17 protein-coding genes and 1 riboswitch are annotated in these 21,287 nt (G+C 68.8%); of the genes, 13 read left to right on the plus strand and 4 right to left on the minus strand.

Going from position 1 to position 21,287, the window contains the following annotated elements; genetic code table 11:
- Nucleotides 1–28: 28 nt before the first annotated feature.
- Genes WS75_RS12505 through WS75_RS12520 form a run of 4 tightly spaced genes read left to right on the plus strand, consistent with a single transcriptional unit; the run spans nucleotide 29 to nucleotide 5,331 of the window.
- Nucleotides 29–529 (plus strand): NAD(P)H-dependent oxidoreductase subunit E, encoded by a 501-nt coding sequence (locus tag WS75_RS12505; RefSeq protein ID WP_059680742.1) that lies wholly within the window; start codon nucleotides 29–31, stop codon nucleotides 527–529.
- Complete coding sequence (locus WS75_RS12510; protein WP_059680743.1) at nucleotides 526–2,103, plus strand: formate dehydrogenase beta subunit; 1,578 nt, start codon at nucleotides 526–528, stop codon at nucleotides 2,101–2,103. Before WS75_RS12505 ends, WS75_RS12510 begins: the two co-directional genes overlap by 4 nt.
- 17 nt (nucleotides 2,104–2,120) lie before the next feature.
- On the plus strand, nucleotides 2,121–5,072 hold the full coding sequence (gene fdhF, locus WS75_RS12515) for a formate dehydrogenase subunit alpha (protein WP_059680744.1): 2,952 nt from the start codon (nucleotides 2,121–2,123) through the stop codon (nucleotides 5,070–5,072).
- A gap of 7 nt (nucleotides 5,073–5,079) precedes the next feature.
- Nucleotides 5,080–5,331 carry a formate dehydrogenase subunit delta gene (locus tag WS75_RS12520; protein ID WP_059598996.1) on the plus strand — a complete coding sequence of 84 codons (252 nt, stop codon included), beginning with the start codon at nucleotides 5,080–5,082 and terminating at the stop codon, nucleotides 5,329–5,331.
- An 8-nt stretch (nucleotides 5,332–5,339) separates the two neighbouring features.
- Here WS75_RS12520 and WS75_RS12525 read toward each other — a convergent pair whose 3' ends face one another.
- The gene (locus WS75_RS12525) at nucleotides 5,340–6,998 is read right to left on the minus strand and encodes an FAD-dependent monooxygenase (protein WP_059680745.1); all 1,659 of its coding nucleotides are present in this window, start codon (nucleotides 6,996–6,998) and stop codon (nucleotides 5,340–5,342) included.
- Nucleotides 6,999–7,128: 130 nt separating this feature from the next.
- Here WS75_RS12525 and WS75_RS12530 point away from each other — a divergent pair, with 130 nt between their 5' ends.
- On the plus strand, nucleotides 7,129–8,967 hold the full coding sequence (locus WS75_RS12530; RefSeq protein ID WP_441294151.1) for a tetratricopeptide repeat protein: 1,839 nt from the start codon (nucleotides 7,129–7,131) through the stop codon (nucleotides 8,965–8,967).
- 75 nt (nucleotides 8,968–9,042) lie between these two features.
- On the opposite strand, the gene WS75_RS12535 is transcribed toward WS75_RS12530, so the two are convergent.
- Nucleotides 9,043–10,338, minus strand: a complete 1,296-nt coding sequence (locus WS75_RS12535) for an MFS transporter (protein WP_059680834.1) — start codon at nucleotides 10,336–10,338, stop codon at nucleotides 9,043–9,045.
- 143 nt (nucleotides 10,339–10,481) lie between these two features.
- Here WS75_RS12535 and WS75_RS12540 point away from each other — a divergent pair, with 143 nt between their 5' ends.
- Nucleotides 10,482–11,648: a hypothetical protein gene (locus WS75_RS12540; RefSeq protein ID WP_257129363.1), complete on the plus strand. Its 1,167-nt coding sequence runs from the start codon at nucleotides 10,482–10,484 to the stop codon at nucleotides 11,646–11,648.
- Nucleotides 11,649–11,725: 77 nt separating this feature from the next.
- Here the strand turns inward: WS75_RS12540 and WS75_RS12545 are convergent, their stop codons facing one another.
- Both WS75_RS12545 and WS75_RS12550 read right to left on the minus strand, forming a co-directional pair.
- On the minus strand, nucleotides 11,726–12,427 hold the full coding sequence (locus tag WS75_RS12545) for a DUF2968 domain-containing protein (protein WP_059680748.1): 702 nt from the start codon (nucleotides 12,425–12,427) through the stop codon (nucleotides 11,726–11,728).
- A 114-nt stretch (nucleotides 12,428–12,541) separates the two neighbouring features.
- Entirely contained in the window at nucleotides 12,542–13,729 is a 1,188-nt protein-coding gene (locus WS75_RS12550) for a gamma-glutamyl-gamma-aminobutyrate hydrolase family protein (RefSeq protein ID WP_059680749.1), read from the minus strand.
- A 277-nt stretch (nucleotides 13,730–14,006) separates the two neighbouring features.
- Here WS75_RS12550 and WS75_RS12555 point away from each other — a divergent pair, with 277 nt between their 5' ends.
- From WS75_RS12555 to guaD, 7 genes are all read left to right on the plus strand, one after another.
- Nucleotides 14,007–14,687, plus strand: a complete 681-nt coding sequence (locus WS75_RS12555; protein ID WP_059680750.1) for a GntR family transcriptional regulator — start codon at nucleotides 14,007–14,009, stop codon at nucleotides 14,685–14,687.
- Between the two features lie 7 nt (nucleotides 14,688–14,694).
- The gene (locus WS75_RS12560) at nucleotides 14,695–16,071 is read left to right on the plus strand and encodes an amidase (RefSeq protein ID WP_059680751.1); all 1,377 of its coding nucleotides are present in this window, start codon (nucleotides 14,695–14,697) and stop codon (nucleotides 16,069–16,071) included.
- 149 nt (nucleotides 16,072–16,220) lie between these two features.
- Nucleotides 16,221–16,733: a disulfide bond formation protein B gene (locus tag WS75_RS12565; protein WP_059598988.1), complete on the plus strand. Its 513-nt coding sequence runs from the start codon at nucleotides 16,221–16,223 to the stop codon at nucleotides 16,731–16,733.
- Nucleotides 16,734–17,343: 610 nt separating this feature from the next.
- Nucleotides 17,344–18,348: a xanthine dehydrogenase accessory protein XdhC gene (gene xdhC / locus WS75_RS12570; protein WP_059680752.1), complete on the plus strand. Its 1,005-nt coding sequence runs from the start codon at nucleotides 17,344–17,346 to the stop codon at nucleotides 18,346–18,348.
- A gap of 18 nt (nucleotides 18,349–18,366) precedes the next feature.
- Nucleotides 18,367–19,392: an adenosine deaminase gene (locus WS75_RS12575; RefSeq protein WP_059680753.1), complete on the plus strand. Its 1,026-nt coding sequence runs from the start codon at nucleotides 18,367–18,369 to the stop codon at nucleotides 19,390–19,392.
- Between the two features lie 27 nt (nucleotides 19,393–19,419).
- The gene (locus WS75_RS12580; RefSeq protein WP_059680754.1) at nucleotides 19,420–19,713 is read left to right on the plus strand and encodes a hypothetical protein; all 294 of its coding nucleotides are present in this window, start codon (nucleotides 19,420–19,422) and stop codon (nucleotides 19,711–19,713) included.
- Entirely contained in the window at nucleotides 19,710–21,029 is a 1,320-nt protein-coding gene (gene guaD, locus WS75_RS12585) for a guanine deaminase (RefSeq protein ID WP_059680755.1), read from the plus strand. The genes WS75_RS12580 and guaD overlap by 4 nt, the downstream gene beginning before the upstream one ends.
- A 96-nt stretch (nucleotides 21,030–21,125) precedes the next feature.
- Nucleotides 21,126–21,263, plus strand: a riboswitch (yybP-ykoY riboswitch).
- Nucleotides 21,264–21,287: the final 24 nt, after the last annotated feature.

A 21,287-nucleotide genomic window follows, 5' to 3' on the forward strand; every position in this document is an offset into this window, starting at 1 on the left:
CATATGAGACTTTGGAGGAGCATAACCGATGTCCCCGAATTCCCCTGCGCCCGACGCGCTCGTCGAGCGCCACGCGCGTGCCGGCCGCTCGCTCGTCGCGATCCTGCATGCGATCCAGGACGATGCAGGCTACGTGCCGGCAGGCTGCGTCGCGCCGCTCGCGAAGGCGCTGAATCTGTCGCGCGCCGAAGTGCACGGCGTGCTCACCTACTATCACCACTTCCGCACCGCGCCGCCCGCGCGCGTAACGATCCAGATGTGTCGCGCCGAAGCGTGCCGCAGCATGGGCTGCGAAGCGCTGGCCGCGCATGCGGAAGCGCGCACGGGTTGTCGATTCGACGCGGCGCACGGCGATGGCGCCGACGCGCACGCGCCTGACGACGTCGCGCTCGAATCGGTCTACTGCCTCGGGCTGTGCGCGCAATCGCCGTCGATGACGGTCAACGGCGTGTTGCACGCAAAGGTCACGCCGGAGAAGTTCGACGCCCTGCTCGCCGACGCGACCGCGCACACTTCGGAGGCAGCATGACGACCCGCATCTACGTTCCGCGCGATTCTTCCGCGCTGGCGCTCGGCGCCGATGCGCTCGCCGCCGCGATCGTTGCGGAAGCCGAGCGGCGCGGCGTCGCGGTCGAACTGATCCGCAACGGCTCGCGTGGGCTGCTGTGGCTCGAGCCGCTCGTCGAGGTCGGGACGGCCGCCGGTCGCGTCGGCTACGCGAACCTGTCAGCCGCAGACGTGCCCGCCCTGTTCGACGCGAACTGGCTCGACGGCGGCGCGCATCCGAGCGGCGTCGGCATAGTCGACGCCCTGCCCTATCTCGCGCGCCAGCAGCGCCTCACGTTCGCGCGCATCGGCCTGACCGATCCACTGTCGATCGACGATTACTTGAAGCACGACGGCCTCGCCGGCCTGAAGAACGCGCTCGCGCTCGACGGCGGCACCGCGTGCGAATTGCTGATCGAATCGGGGCTGCGCGGCCGCGGCGGCGCAGCCTTCCCGGCCGGCATCAAGTGGCGCACCGTCCGGCAGGCCAGCGCATCTCAGAAGTACATCGTCTGCAACGCGGACGAAGGCGATTCGGGCACGTTCTCCGATCGCCTGATCATGGAGAGCGATCCGTACTGCCTGATCGAAGGGATGATCATCGCGGGCATCGCGACGGGCGCGACGCTCGGCTACATCTACGTGCGCAGTGAATACCCGCACGCGATCGCCGCGCTGGAAACCGCGATCGAGCGCGCCCGTGAAGCCGGCTGGCTCGGCGAACGCGTGCTCGGCTCCGCGCATGCGTTCGACCTGCACGTCGCGAAGGGCGCCGGCTCCTACGTGTGCGGCGAGGAAACGGCGCTGCTCGAATCGCTCGAAGGCAAGCGCGGCGTCGTGCGCGCGAAGCCGCCGCTGCCCGCGCTCGCCGGCCTGTTCGGCCAGCCGACCGTGATCAACAACGTGATCACGCTCGCAACCGCACCGGTGATCTTCGCGCGCGGCGCCGCGTTCTATCGCGACTACGGGATGGGTCGCTCGCGCGGCACGCTGCCGTTCCAGCTCGCGGGCAACATCCGCTATGGCGGGCTCGTGGAGCTCGCTTTCGGCGTCACGCTGCGCGAGCTGCTGTTCGACTACGGCGGCGGCACGGCGAGCGGCCGGCCCGCGCGCGCGGCCCAGGTCGGCGGCCCGCTCGGCACCTATCTGCCCGATCACCAGTGGGACGTGCCGCTCGACTACGAGGCATACACGGCGATCGGCGCGGTCGTTGGCCACGGCGGCATCGTGCTGCACGACGATACGTCGAATCTCGCGGAGCTCGCCGAATACGCGATGAAGTTCTGCGCGATCGAATCGTGCGGCAAGTGCACGCCGTGCCGGATCGGATCGACGCGCGGCGTCGAGACGATCGCACGCATTCGCCAGGGCGACAAGTCGGAGCGACAGGTCACGCTGCTGCGCGACCTGTGCGACACGATGCTCGCCGGCTCGCTGTGCGCGATGGGCGGGATGACGCCTTACCCGGTGCTGTCCGCGCTCGACCATTTCCCCGAAGATTTCGGGCTCGCCGCCGGCAAGCAAGCCGCGTCGGGTCCGGTCAAGGCTGCGGCCTGACCCAGAAGGAGCCCTGAATGTCCCTCGACACGAACAACGTCCGCCAAGGCGGCTGCGGCTCGGGCCAATGCGCGTGCAAGAGCGCCGCCCAGGCGCGCGTGCGCGATCCGTTCGACGAAACCGACTACGGCACGCCGCAACGGCATGCCGATACCGACGTCACGCTCGAAATCGACGGCCAGCCGGTGACGGTGCCGGCCGGCACGTCGGTGATGCGCGCCGCGATCGAAGCCGGCGTCAACGTGCCCAAGCTTTGCGCGACCGATTCGCTCGAACCGTTCGGATCGTGCCGTCTGTGCCTGGTCGAAATCGAGGGCCGGCGCGGCTATCCGGCATCGTGCACGACGCCCGCCGAAGCCGGGATGAAGGTGCGCACGCAGTCGGACCGGCTGCAGTCGCTGCGCCGCAACGTGATGGAACTGTACATCTCCGACCATCCGCTCGACTGCCTCACCTGCCCCGCCAACGGCAACTGCGAGCTGCAGGACATGGCGGGCGTGGTCGGGCTGCGCGAAGTGCGCTACGGTTTCGACGGCGCGAATCACCTGCGCGAGCAGAAGGACGAATCGAATCCGTACTTCACGTACGATCCGTCGAAGTGCATCGTCTGCAACCGCTGCGTGCGCGCATGCGAGGAAACGCAAGGCACGTTCGCGCTGACGATCGCCGCGCGCGGTTTCGAATCGCGCGTCGCCGCCGGCGAAAGCGAATCGTTCATGGCATCGGAATGCGTGTCGTGCGGCGCCTGCGTCGCCGCGTGCCCGACCGCCACGCTGCAGGAGAAGTCCGTCATCCAGTTCGGCCAGGCCGAGCACTCGGTCGTCACGACCTGCGCGTACTGCGGCGTCGGCTGCTCGCTCAAGGCCGAGATGAAGGGCACGCAGGTCGTGCGCATGACGCCGCACAAGAACGGCCTCGCGAACGAAGGTCATGCGTGCGTGAAGGGCCGCTTCGCGTGGGGCTACGCAACGCACAAGGACCGCATCACGAAACCGATGATCCGCGAGAAGATCACCGACCCGTGGCGCGAAGTCAGCTGGGAAGAAGCGCTCACGTACGCGGCGACGCAATTCCGCAAGCTGCAGCAGAAATATGGCCGCGATTCGATCGGCGGCATCACGTCGTCGCGCTGCACGAACGAGGAAACCTACCTCGTGCAGAAGCTGGTACGCGCCGCGTTCGGCAACAACAACGTCGATACCTGCGCACGCGTGTGCCACTCGCCGACCGGCTATGGCCTGAAGGCGACGCTCGGCGAATCGGCCGGTACGCAGACCTTCGCGTCGGTCGGCCAGGCTGACGTGATCGTCGTGATGGGCGCGAACCCGACCGACGGCCACCCCGTGTTCGGCTCGCGTATGAAGCGACGCATCCGCGAAGGCGCGAAGCTGATCGTGATCGACCCGCGCCGCATCGACGTGGTCGACGGCCCGCATGTGAAGGCCACGTACCACCTGCAGCTGCGCCCGGGCACCAACGTCGCGATGGTCAACGCGCTCGCGCACGTGATCGTCACCGAAGGGCTCGTCGCCGACGCATTCGTCGCCGAACGCTGCGACACGCGCGCGTTCGAGCAATGGCGCGACTTCGTGTCGCGCGCCGACAACTCGCCCGAGGCCACCGCGGACGTGACGGGCGTACCGGCCGAACTGGTGCGCGAGGCCGCACGCCTCTATGCAACCGGCGGCAACGCCGCGATCTACTACGGCCTCGGCGTGACCGAACACGCGCAAGGCTCGACGACGGTGATGGGCATCGCGAACCTCGCGATGGCGACCGGCAACATCGGTCGCGAAGGCGTCGGCGTCAATCCGCTGCGCGGCCAGAACAACGTGCAAGGCTCGTGCGACATGGGTTCGTTCCCGCACGAGCTGCCCGGCTACCGGCACATCAGCGACGCAATCGTGCGCAGCCAGTTCGAGGAAGCATGGTCGGCCACGCTGCAGCCGGAACCGGGGCTGCGCATCCCGAACATGTTCGACGCGGCGCTCGACGGCAGCTTCAAGGGGCTTTACTGCCAGGGCGAGGACATCGTCCAGTCGGACCCGAACACGCAGCACGTCGCGGCCGCGCTGTCGTCGATGGAATGCATCGTCGTACAGGACATCTTCCTGAACGAAACCGCGAAATACGCGCACGTGCTGCTGCCGGGTTCGACGTTCCTCGAGAAGGACGGCACGTTTACGAACGCGGAGCGCCGCATCTCGCGCGTACGCAAGGTGATGCCGCCGCTCGCGGGTTACGCCGACTGGGAAGTAACGCTGCTGCTGTCGCAGGCGCTCGGCTACGACATGCACTACACGCATCCGTCGGAAATCATGGACGAGATCGCGCGGCTCACGCCGACCTTCTCGGGCGTGTCGTACAAGAAGCTCGACGCGCTCGGCAGTATCCAGTGGCCGTGCAACGAAGATGCACCGGACGGCACGCCGACGATGCATATCGACGCGTTTGTGCGCGGCAAGGGCCGGTTCGTGATTACGCAGTTCATTCCGACGCCGGAAAAGGTCACGCAACGCTATCCGCTGATCCTGACCACGGGCCGCATCCTGTCGCAATACAACGTCGGCGCACAGACGCGCCGGACCGAGAACGTCCGGTGGCACGAAGAGGATCGCCTCGAGATTCATCCGCACGATGCGGAGGATCGCGGGATCCGGACCGGCGACTGGGTCGGCATCGAATCGCGGGCCGGCCAGACGGTATTGCGTGCACTCGTGACCGACCGCATGCAGCCGGGTGTCGTGTACACGACGTTCCACTTCCCCGAGTCGGGCGCGAACGTGATCACGACGGACAGCTCCGACTGGGCCACGAACTGCCCGGAATACAAGGTCACGGCCGTGCAGGTCATGCCGGTTGCGCAGCCGTCGGACTGGCAGCGCGCGTACGCACGTTTCAACTCGGAGCAGCTCGACCTGCTCGAGCGCCGCGCCGCCACGCCGGCTGCCGCGACGACGGGCAAGTGAGGACGCAATGGACAACGGACACCTGATCGACATGGCCAACCAGATCGGCGCGTTCTTCGAATCGATGCCCGATCGCGAAGAAGCGCTGGCCGGAATCGCAGATCACATCCGGCGCTTCTGGGAACCGCGGATGCGGCGCGCGCTCCTCGCCGCGCTCGACGATCCGTCGAGCGAAGCCGCGCAACGCGCCGCACCGATCGTGCGCGACGCGATCGCCGCGCACCGCGCATCGCTTGTGCCGGCCGCGGCCACCGCCTGAGCGCCGCGCTACGCGGGCACCGGCATGCCCGCGAACCAGCTTTCGCAATGGCGCAGCAACGCGTTCGCGTCGGTGGCGGTGCGGCCGCGCACCGCGATGTAGCCATCGGGACGCAGCAGGTAGAACGACGGCCTCGAACGGCCGTATACCTGCGCGAGCCCATCGTCGCCGTCGCTTTCGGCATCGGCGACGCGCCACGTTCGCACGGCGCCTGGCATGATCCGCTCCAGCCCCTGCGCAAGCGCCTGCGCGTCCGCGGGCATCGGCGGCACGTCGCCCGTGTCGCCGGTGTCGGCACTTGCCGGCTCCTCGAGCAGCAGCAGCGTAAAGCTCGCCGGGTCATGCAGGTCGTATAGTCGCGCGGTCCCGGGGGCCCGGCCGAGCGGCCCGTCGACGACGTGCACGAGCGCGTCGGGCGCACGCTCGCCCGCGCGCGGCCCGCCATCGAGCACGCGTTCGAGCGTGAGCGGGCTTTTCCGGTATTGCACGCCGAGCTCGCTGACAGTGCGGCGCACCGCGTCGCGCACCGGCCCGAACGACGCCAGCAGCGGCACGACATGATCGCGCAGCAGCTTCATCGCGCCGTGGTCCGCTTCGACGATCTGCGTGATGAAGCCGGTCTGCCGCAATACGTCACGCTCGATCGGATGGCGCTCCGCGTGATACGTGTCGAGCAGCCGCTCCGGCGTGCCGGCGCCAAGCACGCGCGCGAGCTTCCAGCCGAGATTGAACGCTTCCTGGATACCCGTGTTCATGCCTTGCGCGCCCGCCGGGCTGTGAACGTGCGCGGCGTCCCCCGCGAAGAACACGCGCCCGTGACGCAGCCGGTCGACCATCCGGCTATGCAGGCGGAAATACGCCGACCACGCGAGATCGCTCGGCGCGATCGACGCGCCGACGCGAGCCCGCACGATCGCCTCGCATTCGTCGAGCGTCGGGGGGGCCGGCGCATCGGGCGATGCGTCGCCGCCGGGCGGCCGGTCGGCGACGAGCCGGTAGCGGCCGCCGCCCATCGGAAACAGCCCCGCGATGCCGTCCGGCGTCGTGAACAGGTGGATCTCCTCGTCCGGCCAGTCGGGTATCGCCGCGAAATCGGCGAGCAGGAAGGTCTGCTCGAACGCATGCCCGGCGAAGCCCAGGCCGAGCAGATGGCGCACCGTGCTGTGCGCGCCGTCGGCGGCGATCAGGTACGACGGTGCGAACGCCTGTTCACGACCGTCGGCGCCGCAGATCGTCACGTCGAGCGACGTACCGCCCGCGTCGCACGCGGTCAGCGTGACTCCGCGTTCGACCGTCACACCGAACCCGGCCAGGTGCTCGGCGAGCAGCCGCTCGGTGATGCTCTGGTCGAGAAACAGCAAATACGGGTAGCGCGTTTGCAGCGGATCGAAATCGAGCCGCGCGATCACGCGGCCGTCCGCGTGCAGTGCGGCCGCATGCGCACGATGGCCCAACGCGAGAAACGGTTCGACCGCGCGATGCTGCTCCAGCAGTTCGAGCGTGCGCGCCTGGATGCCGATCGCGCGCGAATACGGCGCGGGCGCGGCGAGCCGGTCGATGATGCGCACCGGCACGCGGGCGCGCGCGAGAGCCATCGCCGCGGCAAGTCCGGTCGGGCCCGCGCCGACGATCAGCACGGGCGGGATATCGAGCGGTGTGTCAGCCATGAGTACCTCGATGACACGCGATTGTGCAAGTCTACGCCGCTCCGCGTGACGGGGCCATATGCCAACCGGCCGATCTGGGGTACGCCCGTGCAGTGTGGGAAAATACGCGCTTTCCGTCAGTTTTCGCGTCATGGATTCCGCATTCGACCGAGCGTATGCCGCGCACCGCGCGGGCCACCTCGCCGAGGCCGAGCACGGCTATCGCACCGCACTCGCCACCAATCCCGCCGACGCCGACGCGCTGCATCTGTTCGGCGTGCTGCGGCATCAGCAGGGCCAGCATGCCGAGGCGGCCGATCTCGTCGGGCGTGCGGTGGAGCTGCGCCCGAACGATGCCGCGCTGCAGCTCAATCTCGGCAACGCGCTGAAAGCGCTCGGCCGACTCGACGAAGCGATCGACCGCTTTCGCAACGCGCTGACGCTCGCGCCCGAATTTCCGCTCGCGCACTACAACCTCGGCAACGCGTATGCGGCGCTGCAACGCCATGAGGATGCCGTCGACGCGTTCGGCCGCGCGCTTCGGCTCACGCCCGACGACGCATCGATCCACAACAACCTCGGCAACGCGCTGAATGCCCTCGGCCGTCACGACGACGCGCTCGCCGCATTCCATCGCGCCCTCGAGCTGCGGCCCGGGCATGCCGGTGCGCACAACAATCTCGCGATGGCCCTGAACGCGATGGGCCGGGCCGACGACGCGATCGCGCACTTCCAGGCGGCGATCGCCGCGCAGCCGCGCTTCGTCGCCGCGCATTTCAATCTCGGCAACACGCTCGAGGCGGTCGGCCGTCACGGCGAAGCCGCCGCCGCATTCGAAGCCGCGCTCGCGCTGCACCCGGCGTTCCCGCTCGCCCTTTTCGGGCTCGCGAACGCGCTGTGCGCGCAGGCACGCCAGCGCGAAGCGCTGCCCTACTACGAACGCGCGGTCGGCCTCGATCCGTCGTTCAGTCTCGCGTGGCTGAACCTCGGCAACGCACATCACGCACTCGGCGCACACGAGATGGCGCTGCGCGCGTACGACCAGGCGCTGCGCGTCGCGCCCGACCTCAAACTCGCGCACCTGCATCGCGCCGTCACGCTGCTTACGCTGGGCGACTTCACACGCGGCCTGCCCGCATACGAAGCGCGTCACGACACGCCGGGCGCGACACCGCTCGGCACGCTGCCGCGCTGGCAAGGCGAGCCGATTGCGTCGCGCACGCTGCTGATCCGCGCGGAACAGGGCTTCGGCGACACGCTGCAGTTCGTCCGCTTCGTGCCGCTCGCGCGCGCACGCTGCGCGCGCGTCGTGCTCGAAGTGCAGCCGGAACTCGTCGCGCTGCTCGCGCCGGCCGCGGCACGCTGGCGCGTGACGCTCGTCGCACAGGGCGCCGCGAAGCCGCCGGCGGCGGACGTCGGGTGCACGCTGATGAGCCTGCCGTTCCTGCTCGGCCTGCAGCCGGCCGACATCGTCGCGGGCAAACGCTACCTCGACGCGCCGGACAGCGCGCGCCGGCGCTTTCGCGGCTCGCTCGGCGGCCAGTCGAAGCGCAAGTTCGGTCTCGCGTGGTCAGGGCGCCGGCAAGCGCAGGAAAACCGCTCGATGCCGTTCGACGCGCTCGCACCGCTGCTCGCACTGCCGGACATCGACTGGGTCGTGCTGCAGCCGGCGCTCGACGAAGACGATCGGGCGCGCGTCGATGCGCATCCGCGCGTGCATCGCCTCGATGGGCGGCTCAACGACTTCGCCGATACGGCCGCGCTGATCGAACGACTCGACGGCGTCGTCACGATCGACACGGCGGTCGCGCATCTCGCGGGCGCACTCGGCAAGCCGGTGTGGATCATGCTGCCGTTCGCATCCGACTGGCGCTGGTTCACCGGCGACGACTGCCCCTGGTATCCGCACGCGAAGCTCGCCCGCCAGTCCGCACCGGGGCAATGGCTCGACGTGGCGGCGGCGGTCGCCGACGCGCTGCGCGACGCCTGAGTGGCCGAACGCAGACGAAAAAAAGGAGCGCGGCGCGCTCCTTTTTTCGTTCGACGTGATGCGACGCAGGTGGTGTCAAGCCGCCTTGTACTGGTTGCGCGCCTCGGGCGTGCGATACAGCACGAGCGTCGCGATCAGCCCGCAAATCGCGGCGACGCTCAGCCACAGCCCCGGCGCCGCCTTGTTCCCGGTCTGATGAATCAGCAGCGTCGAGATTGCGGGCGTGAAGCCGCCGATCGTCGTCGCCAGGCTGTATGCCAGCGAGAAGCCGGCCGTGCGCACGTCGGCCGGCATCACTTCGGTCAGCGCGACGACCATCGCGCCGTTGTACGAGCCGTACAGGAACGACAGCCACAGCTCCACCGCCAGCAGCCGCAGGAACGACGGATCGGCCACGAGCCACAGCACGGCCGGGTAGGCCGACAGCAGCGTGAGCACCGTGAACGCGATCAGCACCGGGCGGCGGCCGATGCGATCCGACAGCGCGCCGGACAGCGGCAGCCAGACGAGATTGGACAGGCCGACGCAGACGGTCACGACGAGTGCGTCGAGCGACGACAGGTGCAGCACTTCCTTGCCGAACGTCGGCGTATAGGCAGTGATCATGTAGAACGACACCGTCGTCATGATCACCATTCCCATGCCGGCGATCACGACACCCCAGTTCTCGAGCATCGAACGCATGATCTCGCCCATCGTCGGACGATGACGCTTCGCAAGGAATTCGTCGGTCTCCTTCAGCGAACGACGGATCAGGAACAGGAACGGGACGATCAGGCAGCCGATCAGGAACGGAATGCGCCAGCCCCACGCGGTCATGTCCTCGACTGGCAGCGCGCGGTTCAGCAGCACGCCGACGAACGCGGCGAACACGACCGCCACCTGCTGGCTGCCCGATTGCCACGACGTATAGAACCCCTTGTGGCCCTTCGTCGCGATCTCCGACAGGTAGACCGACACGCCGCCGAGCTCGACGCCCGCGGAAAAGCCCTGCAGCAACCGGCCGAGCAGCACGAGCACCGGCGCGAGCACGCCGATCGTCGCATAGCCGGGTATCGCGGCCACCGTGAGCGTGCCGAGCGCCATCAGTCCGAGCGTCAGGATCAGCCCCTTGCGGCGGCCGTGGTGGTCGATGTACGCGCCGAGCACGATCGCGCCGACCGGGCGCATCAGGAAGCCCGCGCCGAACACCGATAGCGACAGCATCAGCGACGCGAACGCGTTGCCGCTCGGAAAATAAGTTTTCGCGATGGCCGACGCGTAATACCCGTAGACCATGAAGTCGTACATTTCCAGGAAGTTGCCGCTGACAACCCGGAACACGGTACGAACCTTCGATTCCTGCGCGACGGCGTGTGTTGCTGTGGACATGTTGTTCTCTCGGCTCGGATGGCGCGACATCGGCGCCGTGTGGATCCGGCGATGCGCGTGGCACCGGACCGGCACGCACGAACATCGCTGTCAGCCGGAGGCACGCCACACAACGATGCGCACGCCGGCATGGTCGACGAATAATGCCACGCGAAGCCGACAATTGCCTTGGGCCGGGCCCGCGATCACCGTCGCCACGTTCGTCTGGTACGAATCGCCTCGAAAAGCGTACAAAAAATCAGATTGGTCTGATCGACCGGTCGCCGTCGACTGACCACAATGTCACAACTTGCCACGCTATTCGCGCCGCTGCCGGCATCGTTGCCCGTGTCGCACCGCGTACCGCCCTCATGATCCCAATGCCCCTCGTTTCCCTCGCGGGCCCGCTTGCCCGCCCTCGTGTCGCACCGCTCGACGGCGTGCCGCCGTTCGGCCGCGAATGGATGTTCAGCGGCAAGCCCGGCACCCGACTCGGCTCGCGCTGCGCAGCCATCCTGAAAACCTCATGTATCGACGTCAGAGCACCGCATCGCGCGTGCCGGTGGCAGCCGCCGCCCGCCGCGCGCCCGGTATCTGCCGGTGTACCGGACGTTGAAGCACGCGCCGCCCGCCAGCACATCGAGCATGCCGCCGGTCGCGCGCATGACCGGCGTGCGCGGCACGCCGCGTGCTGGAGCATCGGCGCACTCGGCATCATCGGCTGGCTGATCGCCGCGCACGAGCCGCTCCCGGGTTTCGCGCCTGCGCCCGCGACGCAGATCGTTGGCGTCGTGCCGGAGCATGCCGTGCAGTCCATGGGTGCCGTGCAAACGGCCGCGGTGGCGCCCGCCATGCCGACCGTCGCATCGGCACGGCCCGTCGCGGCGCGGCCGTTTGCGACGCCTTCCACAGGCGCGCCCGTCACACGCAGCGCGACGCCCCATCCAGCGCCGCGACACCCCGACACGACACCGAACGTTCAGCGCGTCGCCACCGCATCGCCGCCGACGCCGCATCGGCCGGACCACAGGCGCACGACAACGGCACGCGTGCACGCACCTTCCGCGCCGCGATTCACCGCGCGCCCATCGGTCACGCACCACGCGTCGCGCGCGCCGACGCCCGATCGCGTCGGTTCGCCTGCGCATCCCGGAGCCCCGCTCGACCGGCTCGACCCGCTCGACGACCCGCTCACGCTTATCGCGATGGTGAACGCGCTGCACCCCGATCGCCCGGCACCGGCGGCCGATGCGCCCGGCGCCGGTTTCGACTGGACAGCGCAACTGTCCCACCGCCGTCTGACCGACGGACCGGATACGCTCATCCGCTGACAAACGCCCAACAAAAAACCCGGCGAAGCAGGCTTCGCCGGGTTTTCGTCCGTCCGTCGGTCGATCGCACCGAATCGTCACTTGCGGGCGGGCAACCCCGCTTCTGACTGCCGCTCGAGTTGCCGTACCTGCTCCTGCAGATCGCGCAACTGCACCTGCGCGGCCCGCTTCTCGATCTGCAGCGCCCGCGTCTGCTCCTGCGCCGCCTTCTGCCGCTGCGCCACCTCGGCCTGCTGGCCGCGCGCGACATTCAGATCGGCCTGCAGTTGCTGCGCGCGATTCGCCTGCAGCGCGATCACACGTTCGAGGAACGTCTTCTGCGCCTCGAGTTCGGTGCGACGAATTTCGACGTCCGCGAGCTGCACCGTCTGCTGGACGAAGTTCGCGTACACCATCTCCGCACGACTCTTCTCCTGCGACCTGATCACGCGCCACAGATGCTTGTCCTGAAACAGCGCGACGTAATACGTCATCTCGCGCGGATCGAACATCAGGCTTGCGCCATAGCTGCCGTTGTAGGTGGTGCGCATCTCGACGATTCGTCCGTCATGCAGCATCTGCGTGAGTTCGGCGACGTTGCCTTGCGCGGTGGCATCCGTGGCGGATGCCGCGGAGGCCGGTGCCGCAGTCGCGACATCGCCGCTCAGGCTCGTCACCGCGGGGCGCGTGCCCGCGACCGGCGCGGTCGCGTCGGACCACGCTGCGCCCGCGTGCGCGCAGGCGGCCAGTGCAACGATCCACGTTGCGCATCGTGCAGGGGAAAAATCTCGGAAGACCAACGTCAGACTCCGGCGAACGAATCGGGAGTCGCGATTATCGTTCAAAACGAAACGACCGCATCTCGAATTTATCGGGATGCGGCCAGCCTTCCTGCGCGGCAATACAAGAGCGGGTTACAGGCGGGTATCGCGAGCCGCTCGCAGGAACGCATCGAGCAGCGGCGTGCAGTCGAGCAACTCTGCGCCGCCAGCACGATGAAACTCCGGGTGCCATTGCACGCCGACGACGAACGGTGCACGCCGGTAGCGAATGCCTTCGATGATCCCGTCACCGGCCGACACGGCTTCGATGTTCAGATCGCGGCCGAGATCGCGGATCGCCTGATGGTGAATCGAGTTCACGATCGCTTCGCTGCGCCCGGGGAACATGCTCGCGAGCGTCGACGAGTCGGGGAAGCGGATGGCGTGGCGATGCTGGTCGTAATGCTCGCTGACGTGCGCATTCGCGGTCGGCACGTCCGTCGCGATGTCCTGGTACAGCGACCCGCCGAACGCGACGTTGATCAGCTGGCAGCCGCGGCACACGCCGAGCACCGGCTTGCCGGACTCGACGAACTCGTGAAACAGCTCGAGCTCGTACATGTCGCGCACGCGGTCGCCCGGCCATTCGGGGCGCGCATCCGACGCCGCGTAGGTTTGCGGCGACACGTCGGCGCCGCCTTGCAGCAGCAGGCCGTCGAGATGCTTCGCGTAGTCGCGCAGGCGGATGTTGCTGGGATGCAGCATGCCCTCGTGACCGACGGTCGGGATCATGAACACGAGCACGTCGCGCGACATCACCCAGTGCGCGATCGATTCCTCGAGATACTGCAGTGTCTTGCCGCGCAGTCCCTTCGCGCCCGGCTCGGGATGGAAGATCCGCGCCGACACGCCGATGCGCAGCGTACGCTGCGTGATCCGCTGGCCGGCGCGATCGAAGATCCGGCGTGCGCGTGCCGCGATGATCCGGCCGAACACCGACCACGGCGTGTCGCTTTGCTTCAGGTATGCCGGCGGCGCCTTCTGCGCGCTCGCGGGCGGCGGACGCGGCGTGTCGAAATCGGGCTGCGCGCCGAAACCGGGCGGCGCGGCACCGGGTTTCGGCGGCACTGCACCGCCTGCGGCAGCAGCGCCCGTCGTGCCTGCGGCGCCCGGCTCGGACGCCGCCGTGACCGGCGACGCACCGTCGGCCGCGACGACTTGCGCAGCGGCAGCCTGCGTGGCAGACGCCTCCGGCGTGTGCGCCGGCCCGGAACGGGGGAACTCGGTAGAAGCGGAAGAGGTGCCGGGCAGACCGGCCGGGGAAGGCGTGTTTTCGCTCATGACGATGGTCTGGTACGTCGCTCGCGCGTGGTGGATTGACGAGGATTCATTATGCTTCAGTGCACGATCGCGCGGTAAACGAGCAACATCCTGTCGATATTGTTGCAACTCGTCGCATCCGCCGCCGGGCGTGTCACCGGACCCATTTGACGGTATCGATCGTCGCCCGCGCACACTGGACATCAGTGATATATCACAATAATATTCACGCATCGCCAACGCTACCGATCGCCCGCGCCATGATCGCGCCCTGCCCGGCCACCGCGCCGCCGCCTGCATGAACGCCCTGACCGACGTCCTCCACGACCGGCCCGCCGCATCGGCGGTCAGCCTCGCCGACCGCGCGTACGCGCTGATCCAGCGCGACATCATCACGATGCGCCTGAAGCCCGGCGCCGCGCTCAACGAAGCCGACCTCGTCGCGCGCACCGGCATCGGCCGCACGCCCGTCCATCAGGCCGTCCACCGGCTGGTGCTCGAAGGGCTGCTGTCCGTGATGCCGCGCAAGGGGTTGATGGTGCAACCGCTGTCGCTCGACGACATCGTCGCGGTGATCGACGTGCGCCGCATCAACGAAGCGCATTGTGTCGAACTCGCCGCCCGCCATGCGACGCCCGACGAGCTCGCGCGCATGGCCGCGCTGCTCGACGACGGGCAGGCCTGTGTCGACGCGCACGACGTCGAGGGCATGATGGAGCTCGACCGCACGTTTCATCAGGCGATCGCCGCGGCGGCACGCAACACCGTGCTCGCGGAGATCCTGCGCGCGCTGCACGAACGCTCGCTGCGCTTCTGGTTCGTCACGCTGTCCGAGCCGCACCACCTGTCCGACGTCCAGCGCGAACACCTCGAATTGTTCGAACGGCTGTCCGCGCGCGATGCCGCCGGCGCGCGCACGGCCGTCGAACGTCATATCGATTCGTTTCGCGCCACTCTTGTCCAACGTCTTCGCCCCTGAACCGCCCATGACCACCTTCACGCCCTTCCCTCCGCTCGCCCAACTCGCCGCCGACCTCGCCGCCGGCCGGACCACGAGCCGCGCGCTCGTCGACGTCGCGCTCGACCGGATCGCCGATCCGTCCGGCCAGGGTGCCGCCGTCTTTACCGAAGTCGACGCCGACAACGCGCGCGCGGCCGCCGATGCCCACGACCGCCTGCGTGCCGCGGGCACCGTGCTGTCGCCGCTCGCGGGCATCCCCGTGTCGGTCAAGGATCTGTTCGACGTCGCGGGCCAGGTGACGCGCGCCGGCTCGCGCGTGCTCGACGGCGCACCGCCCGCCAAGGCCGACGCGGTCGCCGTCGCGCGGCTCAAGCGCGCGGGCGCGGTGCTGGTCGGCCGCACCAACATGAGCGAGTTCGCGTTCTCGGGGCTCGGCCTGAATCCGCACTTCGGCACGCCGCGCTCGCCGTACCGCCGCGACGTGCCGGGCGACGCGCGGATTGCCGGCGGCTCGTCGTCCGGCGCGGCCGCGTCCGTCGCCGACGGGATGGCGGCCGTCGCGCTCGGCACCGACACCGGCGGCTCGATCCGCATTCCGGCCGCGCTGTGCGGGCTCACGGGCTTCAAGCCGACCGCGAGCCGGATCCCGACGCAAGGCGGCGTGCCGCTGTCGACCACGCTCGACTCGTTCGGCCCGATCGGCCTGACGGTCGCCTGTTGCGCGCTCGTCGACCGGATGCTCGCGGGCCTCGAGCCGCACGTTCCGGCCGCGCGGCCGCTCGAAGGCGTGCGGCTCGGCGTGCTGACCAACTATGTGACGGACGGCGTCGATGCCGATGTCGCCGCCGCGCTCGACGCCTCGCTGAAGCACCTCGAAGCCGCCGGCGCGATCGTCACCGAAGTGCGCTTTTCCGCGCTCGACCGGCTGCCGGACATCAACCGCTTCGGCTTCTCGCCGATCGAGGCATACGCGTGGCATCGCCCGCTGCTCGCGCAGCACCGCGACCAATACGACCCGCGCGTGCTGTCGCGCATCCTGAAGGGCGAGCCGGCGAGCGCGGCCGACTATCTCGACCTGCTCGCCGCCCGCCATGCGATGCTGGAGGAAGCGGCGCACACGGTCTGGTCGCGCTTCGACGCGCTCGTCGCGCCTACGGTGCCCGTCGTGCCGCCGCGCATCGCCGAACTCGAAGCGGACGACGCTGCCTTTACGCGCACCAACGCGCTGATTCTTCGCAACCCGAGCGCGTTCAACTTCCTCGACGCCTGCGCGCTGTCGCTGCCGTGCCATCCGCGCGACACGGCGCCGGTCGGCCTGATGCTCGCGGCCGCGCCGCATCGCGACGACGCGCTGCTCGCGATCGGTCAGGCGGTCGAAGCCGTGCTGAACACGATCCGGTGACCGCACGGGCGCAATGACGGGAGAAGATACCCCGCACGAAGTGGCTGCGGCGGGGTGCCGCACGCGCGCTGTCAGTTTCGTGCCAGATCGTTCGCGCTAAAATCGCGCGATTGTTTATCGGACCGACCAACGACAGGAACCCCGCCGACATGAACGACTCCACGCTCGCCCTCCGCCGTGAACGCCGCCTGCTGATGCTGCTCGGATGGGTGTGCATCGCCCTGCTGGCCGGCGCGCTTTATCTGCAGTACGTGAAGAACGAAGATCCGTGCCCGCTGTGCATCATCCAGCGCTACTTCTTCGCGGCGATCGGGATCTTCGCGTTCCTGGCGGCCGGGATGCGCAACTGGCGCGGCATCTGGGTGCTCGAGCTGCTGATCGCGATCGCCGCGGCCGGCGGCGTCGGCACCGCCGCGCGACACCTGTCGATCCAGATGAATCCGGGCTTCAGCTGCGGCTTCGACACGTTGCAGCCGATCGTCGACAGCCTGCCGCCCGCCCAGTGGTTCCCGGGCATGTTCAAGGTCGCCGGCCTGTGCGAGACCGTCTACCCGCCGATCTTCGGCATCCTGCTGCCCGGCTGGGCGCTGATCGGCTTCGCCGCGATCCTGATTCCCGTCGCCTCGAGCCTTTGGCGCCATCGCCGCAAGCTGGCAGGCTGACCGGACGCATCACGTTCAGGCCGGCCGGTCGAGGCCGCGCAGCCACTTCGCGCTGCTCACCCGGCTGCACCGGCGCAACCCCGACGCGGCCGCACCTGCCGGCCGCGCGTAAACACCTACCCCGCCGCAACCCGGATTTCCGGGCGAACGCACCTCACGCGACATCCGCGCGCACGCCCCGCCGCGCATGCGTTTCGGCCCGATGCCCGTGCATCGGCGCCCCGATCCCGCGCGGCGGGCCTATGATCGACATGATCGCCGTCTGATAGCCCGGATCACCGCCCGGCAATGTTTCCGCCGCCTTGCGGTGCTATCTTCGCGACTGGATGGCGATCTACGTGCGCGAGGCCAGCAGCCTCACCTCCTGCGTAACGCGCGCCCGATCCGCAATGTCGACTGGATTCATCATGACAACGCAAACCATCCGCATCCGTCACCCTCATGGCGTCCGCACGTCCCGCGGCGTCGTTCGCGCGCGCCTTCGGCGCATGGCCACCGCACCGAATCCGTCGGGCAGCCCGCCCGCGTCGCTTCCGTCCGTCCTCGTTGCCGCGGCGCCCGCCACCCCGCGCCGCGCGTCGTGCCGCGTCGTCCCGACCGGAGCGTGCTGATGGAAGCCTGGCTCGGCGATCTGCAGCAGCTGCTCGCGCACGGCGAAGCGGCCGTGCTGGTGACGGTGGCGCACACCGACGGCTCCGCGCCGCGCGAGGCCGGCACCAAGATGCTCGTCACGCGCGACACGGCCCGCCATACGATCGGCGGCGGTCATCTGGAATGGAAGGCGATCGAGATCGCGCGGCACCTGCTGAAGGACGGCGCGCACGTGCCCCACGCACGCCGGCTCGAACGGCTCGCGCTCGGCCCGAGCCTCGGCCAGTGCTGCGGCGGCGCGGTCGTGCTCGCGTTCGAGCGGCTCGACGTCGGCGACCTCGGCTGGATCATGTCGCTCGCCAAGCGCGTCGCGGCGGGCGCCGCGACCGTGCGTAGCGTATCATTCGGCCCCTCGCCGGGCGCGCCGCTGCTGAGCGAGCCCGAATCGCCCGCGGCGCGCGCCGATTGCCTGCTGTGGGAAACCGGTGGCGTATCGCTGATGACCGAAACGATCGCGCCGTATGCGTTCCCCGTCGTGCTGTTCGGCGCGGGACACATCGGCACCGCGCTCGTGAAGGTGCTGGCGACGCTGCCGTGCCACGTGCACTGGATCGACGGACCCGACGCGGTATTCCCGCCGGCCGACGCACTCGCCGGCATCGGCAATCTCGCGATCGACGCGATGGCCAGCCCGGCCGATGCCGTCGATACGGCGCCGCCGCATGCGTACTTCGTCGTGATGACGCACGACCACGCACTCGATTTCGTGCTGGCCGAGCGCATCCTGCGGCGCGGCGACTATGCGTACTTCGGGATGACCGGCTCGCACACCAAGCGCGCGCAGTTCGATCATCGGCTGGCGGCGATCGGCATCGACCCGGCCCAGGTCGCGCGGATGCGCTGCCCGATCGGCGTCGAAGGCATCATCGACAAGGCGCCCGAAGTGATCGCGATCTCGGTGGCCGCGCAGTTGCTGCAGGCCGTCGAGGCGAACGCGCCCGCCCAGGCTTCCCCTACATTCTGACCGACCAAGAACAACGCCATGACCCCGACATTCAAGGACAAGATTGCCCGCGCCCCGAAAGCGGAGCTGCACATCCATATCGAAGGCTCGCTCGAGCCCGAACTGATTTTTGCGCTCGCGCAGCGCAACGGCGTGAAGCTCGCGTACGAGTCGATCGACGCGCTGCGCGCCGCGTATGCGTTCACCGACCTGCAGTCGTTCCTCGACATCTATTACGCCGGCGCGAGCGTGCTGCTGACCGAGCAGGATTTCTACGACATGACGGCCGCGTACTGCGAACGCGCACTCGCCGACAACGTCGTCCACACCGAGCTGTTCTTCGATCCGCAGACGCACACCGAACGCGGCGTGCCGATCGAGACGGTCGTTGCCGGCATCGACCGCGCGCTCGCCGATGCCGAGCAGCGCGGGCTGTCGAGCAAGCTGATCCTGTGTTTCCTGCGCCACCTGTCCGAAGACGATGCGCTCGCGACGTTCGAATCCGCGTTGCCGCTGTTCGAACGCTATCGCCACCGGCTGATCGGCGTCGGTCTCGATTCGTCCGAGCTCGGCCATCCGCCGACGAAGTTCGCGCGCGTGTTCGAGAAGGCGCGTGCGCTCGGGCTGAAGCTCGTCGCGCATGCGGGCGAGGAAGGCCCGCCCGCCTACATCTACGAAGCGCTCGACGTGCTGAAGGTCGACCGGATCGACCACGGCGTGCGCAGCATCGAGGACGCGGCGCTCGTCGAACGCCTCGCGCGCACGCGCACGGCACTGACCGTGTGCCCGCTGTCGAACCTGAAGCTGTGCGTGTTCGACGACATGGCGAAGCACACGCTGAAGGCGCTGCTCGATCGCGGCGTCGCGGTGACGATCAACTCCGACGATCCGGCCTATTTCGGCGGCTACGTGAACGACAACTACTTCGCGACGGTTGACGGGCTGCAGCTGACGGACGCCGAAGTGCACGCCGTGATCCGCAACGGCTTCGAGGCGTCGTTCGTCGACGCCGCGCAGCGCGATGCGCTGATCGCGCGTCTCGATTCGTACTGGCAGGCCGCGTGACGGCTGGCATCGAGGTTCGCTAGACAGATGAAACACGTCGACGACATCCGCTTCGTGGCGGCCGGGTTGCCCCTGCGCCACGTCGGCCGCGTGGCGACGACGTTGTGCGACGTCGCGCGCCGAAGCCTGTCGTTGCGGCTCGTCATGCAGCTCGCCGCCGCGCCGGTCGCAAATGCCACCGCGATCGCCTTCCGCAGCGCCCAGGCCTTCGCGCTTGGCCGCAGCGCGCATGCCCGAGCAGCGCCCGCCATGCCGTCGCCCGCGCGGCGCCGACCGTTTTCTTCTGTTCGCCTTACCTTGATGCAGGACCATTCGTCATGACGCAAACCGCTTTCCGTTCCCAGCTGCTCACCTTCAACGGCGACCCGGCGCAATCGAGCCAGGCCGCGAACTACGAGACCGACGGTCTCCTGATCGTCGACGACGGCAAGGTCGTCGCGGCCGGCCCGTATGCGCAGCTCGCCGCGACGCTCGCGCGCGACGCGATCGTCCACGACCTGCGCGACAAGCTGATCGTGCCCGGCTTCATCGACACGCACATCCACTATCCGCAGACGGACATGATCGCGTCGCCGGCGCCCGGCCTGCTGCCGTGGCTCGACAAGTACACGTTCCCGACCGAGCGCCAGTTCGGCGATCCGGAACATGCGCGCGAAGTCGCCGACTTCTTCGTCGACGAACTGCTCGCCTGCGGCACGACGAGCGCGCTCGTCTACTGCACGGTGCACAAGCAGTCGGCCGACGCGCTGTTCGCGGCGAGCGACGCGCGCGACCTGCGGATGATCGCGGGCAAGGTGCTGATGGACCGCAACTGCCCCGAGTTCCTGCGCGACACCGCGCAATCGGGTTATGACGACAGCGCCGAGCTGATCGGCCGCTGGCACGGCAAGGGCCGCCAGATGTACGCGCTCACGCCGCGCTTCGCGCCGACGTCCACCGAGGCGCAGCTCGAGGCATGCGGCGAACTCGCGCGCCGCCATCCGGACGTGTTCGTGCAGAGTCACGTCGCGGAAAACGTCGATGAAGTGAAATGGGTGGCCGAGCTGTTCCCCGGCCACCGCAGTTATCTGGACATCTACGACCGTTACGGGCTGCTTCGCCCGCGCGCGGTGTACGGCCACTGCATCCACCTCGACGACGAGGACCGCCGCCGGATGGCCGAGACGCGCACCGTCGTCGCGCACTGCCCGACGTCGAACTTCTTCCTCGGCAGCGGGTTGTTCGACTTCGACAAGGCCGGCGAATTCGACGTGCCCGTCACGCTCGCCACCGACGTCGGCGGCGGCACGTCGTTCTCGATGCTGCAGACGATGAACGAGGCGCACAAGGTCGCGCGGCTGTCGGGCCACCACCTGACGGCGACGCGGATGTTCTGGCTCGCGACGGCCGGCGCCGCCCAGGCGCTCGATCTCGCCGACACGGTCGGCACGCTCGCGCCGCGCACCGAGGCCGATTTCGTCGTGCTCGACCCGCAGGCCACGCCGCTGCTCGCGCGCCGCACGAAACGCGCGGAGTCGCTGGAAGAACTGCTGTTCGCGTTCGCGCTGCTCGGCGACGACCGTGCCGTGTACCGCACCTATGCGGCCGGCCAACTCGTGCACGAGCGCGGTGCCGCACGCCGCACCGCCGCCGCGTAACTCACGCGCGCTTGCCCATGCCTGCTCCGGCGTGCGTCGCGACGCATGCCGGAGCAACCGGATTCGCACCGCGCGCGCCACACGCCGTGCTAAAATTCGCCCCTCATTGGGGAGTAGCCGCTCCGCTCGATGTCCCGCGCCAACGGCGCGCATCGTGACGGAGGCGTCCGTCAACAGACTTGGCCTTTCGGCCATGGCGGGCGCAGCCACCGAGGCCTGGCGAGACCGATGGTTCACTGCGCGCCGCATCAGGGCCCG

It is taken from the genome of Burkholderia sp. FL-7-2-10-S1-D7 (assembly GCF_001524185.1).
Taxonomy (GTDB): Bacteria; Pseudomonadota; Gammaproteobacteria; order Burkholderiales; family Burkholderiaceae; genus Burkholderia; species Burkholderia diffusa.